Origin of the sequence: Flavobacterium pokkalii (genome assembly GCF_014596575.1) — a bacterium.
In the GTDB taxonomy this organism is placed as follows: Bacteria; Bacteroidota; Bacteroidia; order Flavobacteriales; family Flavobacteriaceae; genus Flavobacterium; species Flavobacterium pokkalii.
This window is the reverse complement of the sequence record NZ_NASZ01000037.1, coordinates 1-10,205: the sequence shown is the minus strand read 5'-3', so window position 1 is coordinate 10,205 and position 10,205 is coordinate 1. Positions and strand designations below refer to the sequence as shown.

The 10,205-nt window shown below is 36.1% G+C and carries 6 protein-coding genes; 2 read left to right on the top strand and 4 right to left on the bottom strand.

What is annotated here, in order from left to right:
* Nucleotides 1-134: 134 nt before the first annotated feature.
* From leuB to leuC, 4 genes are all read right to left on the bottom strand, one after another.
* Nucleotides 135-1,190 (bottom strand): 3-isopropylmalate dehydrogenase, encoded by a 1,056-nt coding sequence (leuB, locus tag B6A10_RS16025; RefSeq protein WP_188221673.1) that lies wholly within the window; start codon nt 1,188-1,190, stop codon nt 135-137.
* Between the two features lie 38 nt (nt 1,191-1,228).
* A complete protein-coding gene (locus tag B6A10_RS16020) occupies nt 1,229-2,752 on the bottom strand; it encodes an alpha-isopropylmalate synthase regulatory domain-containing protein (RefSeq protein WP_055091990.1) in 1,524 nt (507 codons plus the stop codon).
* Between the two features lie 143 nt (nt 2,753-2,895).
* Entirely contained in the window at nt 2,896-3,492 is a 597-nt protein-coding gene (leuD, locus tag B6A10_RS16015) for a 3-isopropylmalate dehydratase small subunit (RefSeq protein ID WP_188221672.1), read from the bottom strand.
* A 128-nt stretch (nt 3,493-3,620) separates the two neighbouring features.
* Nucleotides 3,621-5,015, bottom strand: coding sequence for a 3-isopropylmalate dehydratase large subunit (gene leuC / locus B6A10_RS16010; RefSeq protein WP_188221671.1), 1,395 nt, complete (start codon nt 5,013-5,015; stop codon nt 3,621-3,623).
* Between the two features lie 716 nt (nt 5,016-5,731).
* On the opposite strand from leuC, the gene B6A10_RS16005 reads away from it, so the two are divergent.
* Nucleotides 5,732-6,520 (top strand): tetratricopeptide repeat protein, encoded by a 789-nt coding sequence (locus B6A10_RS16005; RefSeq protein WP_188221670.1) that lies wholly within the window; start codon nt 5,732-5,734, stop codon nt 6,518-6,520.
* A gap of 481 nt (nt 6,521-7,001) precedes the next feature.
* Nucleotides 7,002-10,205, top strand: a 3,204-nt coding sequence (locus B6A10_RS16000) for an MBG domain-containing protein (RefSeq protein ID WP_188221669.1), incomplete at its 3' end; no start/stop codon positions are given.

Sequence of the window (10,205 nt, the reverse complement as noted above, 5' to 3'; positions counted from 1 at the left end):
TAAAGCTGAATTTAAAAGGAATGAGCCCGATACAATATCGAGCTCATTATTATCAAAATTAATTATAAATTTGTCTAAACTTTTGGGGGCAGTCTAAAATCGTCCCTTTTTTAGTGCTATTAATTTTGAGAAAATTAGATGTTAGCCGCTAACCAATCACCCACTTCTTTAGTTCCGTAAGCTTTACCTCCGTTAGCTAAATCTTCAGTTACGATTCCGGCTTCTAAAGCTTTGTTTACAGATTCTCTGATGGCTTTTCCTTCTTCAGCTAAACCGAAGTTTTCAAACATCATTGCAGCAGATAAAACAGTAGCCATTGGGTTAGCAATGTTTAATCCTGTTGCTTGTGGGTAAGAACCGTGAATTGGCTCAAATAAAGAAACTTCAGCTCCTAATGATGCAGAAGGCATTAATCCCATTGATCCTGAAATTACAGAAGCTTCGTCTGTTAAAATATCTCCAAATAAGTTTTCAGTGATTAATACGTCATAAGAATTTGGCCATTGTACCAAACGCATTGCAACTGCATCAACAAATTCGTAGCTTACTTCTACTTCAGGGTAATCTTTTTCCATAGCCTGAACCGTTTCTCTCCATAAACGAGATGTTTCTAAAACGTTAGCTTTATCTACACAACATAATTTTTTAGAACGTGTCATTGCTAATTCGAAACCTTTTTTAGCTAAACGTTGTACTTCTGCTCTGGTGTATACACAGTTGTCAAAAGCAGTATCTCCGTTGTCTCTTCTTCCTTTTTCACCAAAGTAAATACCTCCTGTTAATTCTCTTAAGAAAACTAAGTCTGTTCCTTCGATTCTTTCTCTTTTTAATGGAGATTTATCTAATAAAGATGGGAAAGTAAATGTAGGTCTAACATTAGCGAATAAACCTAATGCTTTACGCATTTTTAATAAACCTTGCTCTGGTCGAACTGGTGCAGAAGGATCGTTATCATATTTTGGGTGACCAATAGCTCCGAAAAGTACTGCATCAGCATTTTTACAAACTTCATGAGTTGAATCTGGATAAGGCTCACCTACAGCGTCAATAGCAGCAGCACCAGTTAAAGCTGGTTTCCAAGTGATTTCATGTCCAAATTTTTGTGCAATGGCATCTGATACTTTTACTGCCTGATCAATTACTTCCGGTCCGATTCCGTCCCCTGCTAAAAGTGCGATGTTTAATTTCATTATTTTGTATTTATATTAATTTATTGTTTTGTTTCGTTTTATTCGGCTACAACATTGAGCATTTTTTGCGCAGCAATAATGGCTGCTACTGTTTGGTCAGAATCCAATCCTCTTGTTTTGAATTCTTTTCCGTTGTTTAACCAGGTAATTACGGTTTCACATAAAGCGTCTGAGCTACTTCCCGGTGGGATTCTTACCGCGTAGTCTACTAACTTTGGAAGCGTCATTTTTTTGGTTTTGTATATTTTAGCCAAAGCATTCATGAAGGCATCAAATTGTCCGTCGCCCTGAGCGTGTTCTTCAATAATTTGCCCGTCAATTTTCAAACAAAGTGTAGTAGAAGGTCTCATTCCTTTGGCATGAGACAGTAAATAAGATTCTACCGTGATTTTTTCCTGATAGGTATGACTGTCTAAAACGTCTGAAATGATGTAAGGTAAATCTTCTTTGGTAACCGTTTCTTTTTTATCACCCAATTCGATAATTCTTTGGGTAACCAATTTTAAGTCTTCCTGATTTAATTGTAAACCAAGTTCCTGAAGATTTTTTTCAATATTCGCTTTTCCTGAAGTTTTTCCTAAAGCATATTTTCTTTTTCTTCCAAAACGCTCCGGAAGTAAATCATTAAAATATAGATTGTTTTTATTGTCTCCGTCGGCATGAATTCCGGCAGTTTGAGTAAAAACGTTATCGCCTACAATTGGCTTGTTGGCTGGGATTCTATAACCTGTAAAGGTTTCGACTAACTTACTAACCGAGTATAAAGAGGTTTCTTTTACACCAATTTCAATTTCCGGCATAAAATCGTTGATTACGGCAATGGTGCTGGCCAAAGGCGCATTACCGGCGCGTTCGCCCATTCCGTTTACAGTAACATGTAATCCGTGAACACCCGCTTTTAGGGCTTCCATGACATTGGCAACACTTAAGTCGTAGTCGTTGTGTGCATGGAAATCAAAGTGAATTTGCGGATATTTTTGAGTGATTTCTGTAATATATTGGGATGTTTCAGAAGGAATAAGGACTCCTAAAGTGTCTGGAAGGAGTATTCTTTTTACCGGTTGGGTGCTGATAAAATCTAAATATTGATAGACATATTCAGGCGAATTACGCATACCGTTGCTCCAGTCTTCTAAATAAACATTGGTGGCAATTCCGTTTTCATTGGCTAAAGCAATGCTTTCGGCAATTTCGGAAAAATGCTGTTCCGGTGTTTTTTTTAATTGATGGGTAAGGTGGTTGAGGGATCCTTTAGTTAAAAGATTTTGGACTTTGGCGCCGGATTTTTTCATCCATTCGATAGATAATCCTTTGTCAACAAAAGTTAGTACTTCAATTTTATCGGTATATCCTTTTGTTTCAGCCCAGGCCATGATTCCTTTAACGCCTTCAAATTCTCCTTCGCTTACGCGGGCAGAAGCAATTTCGATGCGGTCAACCTGCAACTCTTCTAATAATAATTGGGCAATGGTTAATTTTTCTGCAGCAGAAAATGATACTCCGGAGGTTTGTTCCCCATCGCGAAGTGTCGTGTCCATTATTTCGATTTTTCTCTTTCCCATTATAAATCTGATGCTAAAAAAAGTTTTGATTTCGTTATTTCTGAAATCATTTGATTGAGTGTTTTATAAAACGGTAAAAGCAGCTGCCAGACATCTTCTTTTAGGATGCTTTGGCAGCTGCATTTTGGTATGAATATTTTTATTTAGTAAGGAAGTTTGTCAGCAAAACTTACAATTTCTTCTTTTACACTTTGTAAATAGTCGATATCGTCAAAACCATTTAACATATTGTTCTTTTTGTATCCGTTGATATCAAAAGATTCTTTTTCACCTGTAGTTTTCAAAGTGATAGTTTGCTCCGGTAAATTGATTTCTAATTCTGTGTTAGGATCAGCGTCAATTGCAGCAAAGATTTTTTCTGAAAATTCAGGAGAAACCTGTACTGGTAAAACACCAATATTCAAACAGTTTCCTTTGAAAATATCAGCAAAGAAAGAAGAAACTACTGCACGGAATCCGTAATCATAAACTGCCCAGGCAGCGTGCTCACGAGAAGAACCTGATCCGAAGTTTTTTCCACCTACAAGGATTTTTCCGCTATAAGTTGGATTGTTTAATACGAAATCAGCTTTTGGAGTTCCGTCTCCGTTGTATCTCCAGTCTCTGAAAAGGTTGTCTCCAAAACCTTCACGTTTTGTAGCTTTCAAGAAACGAGCCGGGATAATTTGGTCTGTGTCTACGTTTTCTATCGGTAGTGGCACTGCACTACTAGTAAGTATGTTAAATTTATCGTATGCCATTTTAATTTAGATTTTAGATTTCAGAATTCAGATTTTAGATCTTCCATTTGAAGAAACTAAATCATGAATATTTAAAATCTTTTTATTTTTTAATTCTTTTTGAAATTGTTATTGCTATTGAAATTCAATTACAATAAATCTCTTGGGTCAGTTAATTTTCCAGTAACTGCTGCTGCTGCTGCCATAATTGGAGAAGCTAACAAAGTTCTTGAACCAGGACCCTGACGACCTTCAAAGTTTCTGTTTGAAGTACTCACTGCGTATTTTCCGGCTGGTACTTTGTCATCATTCATAGCTAAACAAGCAGAACATCCTGGCTGACGTAATACGAAACCAGCTTCAGTAAGGATATCTAAAATTCCTTCTTCTTTAATTTGAGCTTCAACAATGTGAGAACCAGGAACTAACCAGGCAGTTACGTTGTCAGCTTTTTTACGACCTTTTACAATAGAAGCAAAAGCTCTGAAGTCTTCAATACGGCCATTAGTACAACTTCCTAAGAAAACATAGTCAATTGGTTTTCCAATCATTACATCGTCTTCGTGGAAGCCCATGTAAGCTAATGATTTTTTATAAGTTTCTTCGCCACCTTCTACTTCGTTGGCAGACGGGATGTGTTTGCTGATACCAATTCCCATTCCAGGGTTTGTACCGTAAGTAATCATTGGTTCGATATCTTCTGCATTGAAATTTAATTCAGCGTCAAAAGTAGCATCAGCATCGGTTTTTAAAGTTTTCCAATATTCAACTGCTTTAGTCCAGGCTTCACCTTTTGGAGCGTAAAGTCTTCCTTCTAAGAAATCAAAAGTAGTTTGGTCAGGAGCAATCATACCTCCACGAGCACCCATTTCGATACTTAAATTACAAACAGTCATACGTCCTTCCATAGTCATTTCTTCAAATACATTTCCTGCGTATTCTACGAAATATCCTGTTCCTCCGGAAGTAGTTAATTTAGAGATGATATACAACGCAACGTCTTTAGGAGTAACTCCTTTGCTTAATTTTCCGTTTACGTTAATACGCATTTTTTTAGGTTTTGGCTGCATGATACATTGTGTAGAAAGTACCATTTCCACCTCTGAAGTACCAATTCCAAAAGCAATAGCACCAAAAGCACCATGAGTAGAAGTATGTGAATCTCCACATACAATTGTAGCACCCGGTAAAGTAATTCCGTTTTCAGGACCTACAACGTGTACAATTCCATTTTTTTGATGACCTAATCCCCAGTGAGAAATCCCGTATTCAGTTGCGTTAGTTTCTAATGCTTTTAATTGATTAGCTGATAATGCATCTTCAACAGGCAAGTGTTGGTTAATGGTCGGTGTATTGTGATCGGCAGTTGCGAATGTTCTTTCCGGATATAATACCGATACGCCTCTTGATTTTAATCCTAAGAAAGCTACTGGACTTGTAACTTCGTGAATGAAATGGCGATCAATAAAAAACACATCTGGTCCGTCTTCAATTTTACGCACAACATGCGAATCCCATACTTTGTCAAATAATGTCTTGCTCATTTTTAATTTTTTTTAGTGTATTTCTGTCTTTTGTACGACCGCTTTTTGTATTCGGGTGGTAACAAGGACGCAAAAGTATAAAAATCATATCATGTATTCAATTAATATTGTTGATTATATACGATACCCAAAGTGGATTAATCAAGGGCTGTTCTTTTGTTTTGTCTGCTTGTGTTTTAAGGAGTTAGTTTTTTTATTTCTATTTTGATTCAGAAAGTTGTTTTTGTAACAAATAAAAAAAGCTTTTGGCTTTTGAGAATTTTTAGGTCTTTTGGGGTAATTGCGGAATTATATTTAATAAAATATTTAAAATAAGGTTTGAAATAAGAAAAACAATAAGCTTTTTTGAAGAAAGCGGTTTAAAAAATATTTTTTTATCCTCCTATTGATTAAATTTATAAAACGTTTTAGAGCTGCTTTTATTTTTGAAAAAAATTACGACAACCAAAAAATAAGAAAGTTGATTTCTAATGTTGTTTTTAGGAGGTGATTGTGGTTTCAAGCATAGAATTTGATTTGATTTTAAAACAGAGTAGATGGGGGCTTTGTTCTTTTAATTACGTAAATTTATAGTACTGTTTTTTGGGTTGTTTTTTATTGAATAACAGTGTGTTAGTCTATTTTGTTTATAAATTGTATTTAAAAAGAGTTTCTTTCTAAATACGCTATGATTCCATGAACGCTCAGGTAAAATGTTGATTTTTATAAGAGAAATTATGAAGAAGAGATTAATAATAGTGCTAATTGTGATTTTTTGTTTCTCTCATTCGTTTTGCGGATATGGTCAGATGCGTAAAGTTTATACAAACATTGAAAGTAAAAATGTATTGTACTATAAAGTGGAAGAAATTGTCAATATGGCATTTGGAGGTTCTACTACACGATATACCGTTTCTGATTTAAGTTTGATTAGTAAAGTGGATTTAGGACCTGATAATATTAGAATTATAAGTCCGGTTTATAAAGAAGAAAATTACAGAAAGAAATATTACATCGAAACCAAAAACTCCGATGCCGCGACCGGGAAAGACCGTGAGCCAACCAAACTTCTTGAAATTGCTATCGAAAGCGGAAAAATTGAAATTCCTGAGAATCCTTCAATAGAGCAGTCTTCATTGGCTTTTGTGTTAAGCAAGATAGTTAAAGTTGAAATTCCGCCTGCTGAAAAAATTCTGCCACCGACGGTTCAAAATACGGCTCCTTCAGTTCCGGCCGAACCTCAAAAAGAGAAAAGAGATTTTATTCTGGTAAATGTGGTTTATGTTTACGAAAGGGTACTCGAAAAAGGCTATCAGTCTGCTTTTATGTTCCGGGAAGTAGCGAATTATTATTATTTTAAAGGACAAATGGAAAAAGCGGCCAAATGGTACGAGGCACTTTTTGCTATGCCAAATGAAAAGTTGGAACCTATTTATTATTTCCGGTTTGGTGATGCGTTGAAAAAAACAGGAAAAACCCAAAAAGGGAACGAACTGGTTGAGAAATTCAATCAGTTGGTGGAGTAATTTTTAGTGTTGTCAAATTTATGTTTTTGTTAAAAATAGTAGTTTTTTTGTTAATTATATGATGAGTATTCTTAGTTTTGTTTTCTGTTAAAAAAGAATATTTGTGTAACCGTAAAAACAAGCTTATGATTGAATAATTACTCTTCTCGGATAGCTGCTAATCAAGCAGAATATCAATTCCCCAAATTTGCTTTTTACTTCTTTAATGAGTTTGATTGATTGATTTAATTCGTTAGATGAAATTATTTTCCAATAATAAATTTTTATTAGTTTGAGAGTTTTTTTGATAAACTACTCTTGTTGTGGTTTTTTTTGTAAAAAACTTTCATTTATGGTTTTAATAATTTCAGGTAAAGGGTAATAAATATAAAAATTTAGAGAATCCTCAAATTATCAAAACTTAAATTAAATACTCTTTATGAATAAAATTCAACACCGAATAAGGTGCTTTTTATGGTTAACGTTTTTTTTGTTAATGTCAATGCAAAATGTAGTAGCTCAAATATGCTCAGATATTGGCACGACAAGAATTAATATTGAAACTACTAATGTGGATTCTGGTTATCCCGAGGTATCTAAACTGGGAAATAATATTCTTGTAAGTTATACTGATGTGGATACATGGGAATCAAAAAACAAGATTGTAGATGAAAATGGGAATGTGTCTGATATGCTTTCCACTTCAATCAGTCCAAGTACGAATGATAATTCAGACTCTGTAATTTATAAAGGTTTGTCTAATGGAAACGTATTGGTTTACTGGTATTCCTCATCATCGGGAACCGGATTCACCGATGCTTATTTCAAAATAATTAATTCCTCTGGGGTACAAATAGTAGGGCCTACTAAAATAAACACTCTGGTAGGTTCATTGAATCGTTTTGTTGAATCTGAACAATTATCAAATGGAAATATAATCTTTACTTGGGCAACGAGTGGGAGTGATTATTCTATGAGAAGATTTACGCAGACAGGTATAGCGGTAGATGCTAATCAAATATCATTAACAAGCCTTGCCGGACTTACAGGACAGTCTCAATATGCTTATAAAATAGCTGCCAATGCAAATGGTAAATTCATGATTTTGATTGACTATTATAGTTTGGTTTATAAAGCTATGATTTTCAATAATGATGCACTAACTCCTATTCAGGTTAATGGCGCTAATTCTTTTACAGCGGCAACTGCAGGAATATCTGGACAACATGTGGATAAAATTCCTAATATAGTGTCGCTTCCCAATAATAAATTTTTATTAGCATATCAAATTCAAACAGGAACAGGGACTGAAACCAGAAGTTTGGCATTGAAAGTTTATAATGAGGATGGTTCAGTTGCGGTTGACCAAAAAGTAATTAGACAACTTTATTCTTGGGGATCAATTTATAAACCGGTAGTAACTCCTACTGGATTTTATTTATCTTCTATGTACAATGACCTCGGATATGGGCCTGGTTTAGGAGCGAAATCTTTTCTTGAAAAATATGACTTCGACTGCAACTTAATATCTGATCTTTCTAACTGTTTTTCCGGTTTAGATGAATATGCGACTGTGCTTCCTTTTAATGATATCAATGATGATTTGGGGTTTTTGATTAATAATACTGAAGGAACTGCAAATTATAACATATGGATTTTAAGGAATATTGTTTCATGCACAGCCCCTGCCATAACTGGAAATCCTCCAAACCGATCTATTTGTGCTGGAAGCAATACTACTTTCTCTAGTACAGCTACAGGAGCAACAGCTTATCAATGGCAGGTGAATACAGGTTCAGGTTTTGCTAATATCACAAATGGAGGTGTTTATTCGAATGCAACAACAAGTACTTTAACAATTACGGGAGCAGCTGCTGGTATGAATGGATATCAGTACCGTTGCGTGGCTAAGGATGGTTCTTGTAGTACCAATTCGAGTTCAGGAACATTAAATGTTTCTAATATTACTTCATCTACTGTAAAAAATGATGTGCTCTGTTTTGGAAATTCGACTGGTTATGCCGTTGTTTCTCCAACTGGAGGAATAGGTTCTTATACTTACAGTTGGTCACCTTCAGGAGGTACGGGTTCTATCGCAACTGGTCTGGCTGCAGGAACGTATACTGTAACAATTACGGATGCCATTGGTTGTCAAATTACCAAAACAATTACTATTAATCAACCAGCAGCTTTAACAGCTACTTCTTCATCAACAACTGTTTCATGTAACGGTGGATCGAATGGTACAGCTACAGTTGTTGCTTCTGGTGGAACTCCTGGATATACCTATTCATGGGCCCCATCTGGAGGTACAGCTGCGACAGCTACAGGACTTGCTGCAGGAACTTACTCAGTCACAATTACAGACGCAAACTCTTGTACAAAAACAATCACAGGTATTGTAGTAGGACAACCAGCTGCTGCACTTAACGGAACTACAACTACAACTACAGTTTCTTGTTTTGGAGGATCTAACGGAACAGCTACAGTTGTTGCTTCTGGAGGAACTCCTGGGTATACCTATTCATGGGCCCCATCTGGAGGTACAGCTGCGACAGCTACAGGACTTGCTGCAGGAACTTATTCAGTTACAATTACAGACGCAAAGTCTTGTCAAATAACAATAAATAATATTGTTGTAGGTCAACCAGCTGCCGCACTTAACGGAAGCACAACTACAACTGCGGTTTCTTGCTTCGGTGGTTCTAATGGTATTGCTACAGTAACTCCATCCGGAGGTACTTCAGGTTATACTTACTCTTGGTCGCCATCAGGTGGGACATCAGCTACTGCTACGGGACTTGCTGCAGGAACTTATTCAGTTACAATTACAGATGCTAACTCTTGTACCAAAACAATCACTGGTATTGTAGTAGGTCAACCTAGCGCTGCCCTTAACGGAACCATAACTACAACAACCCCAGTTTCGTGTAACGGTGGATCGAATGGTACTGCTACAGTTGTTGCTTCTGGAGGAACTCCTGGATATACCTATTCATGGGCCCCATCTGGAGGTACAGCTACGACAGCTACGGGACTTGCTGCAGGAACTTATTCAGTTACAATTACAGACGCAAAGTCTTGTCAAATAACAATAAATAATATTGTTGTAGGTCAACCTGCCGCTATTAGTTTTACAACAACTGCGTTGTCTGGATATGATTACAATACTTCATATACTCAGAATGTTGTAGCAACTGGAGGTACAGGAGCAAAAACATACGCCATTACTGCGGGGAGTTTGCCTAACGGACTTTCTATGTCTACATCAGGGGTGATTTCCGGGACTTCTACTCAGGTTGCTGATAGTAATTTTACTGTTACAGCTACTGATGCAAATAGTTGTACTGCAGCGTATAGTTTTACTTTAAAATTAAATCAAATTCCTATTACGGTTACTGCAGACGCTTCTCAAACGAAAGTTTACGGTTCTTCGGATCCTGTTTTGACTTATACTGTAAATCCTGCTTTGTTATCTGGTGATTCTTTTACAGGAGCTTTAAGTAGAGCCGTTGGAGAAAATGTAGGTTCTTCTTATGCTATTAATCAAGGAGATCTTTCTGCTGGAAATAAATATTTGATCACTTTTGTTAGTAAAGATTTTGCCATTACAGCTAAACCAATAACAGTTACCGCTAATGTTTCTCAAACAAAAGTGTACGGAACAGCTGATCCGACTTTTACATATAGTGTTTCACCAAGTTTA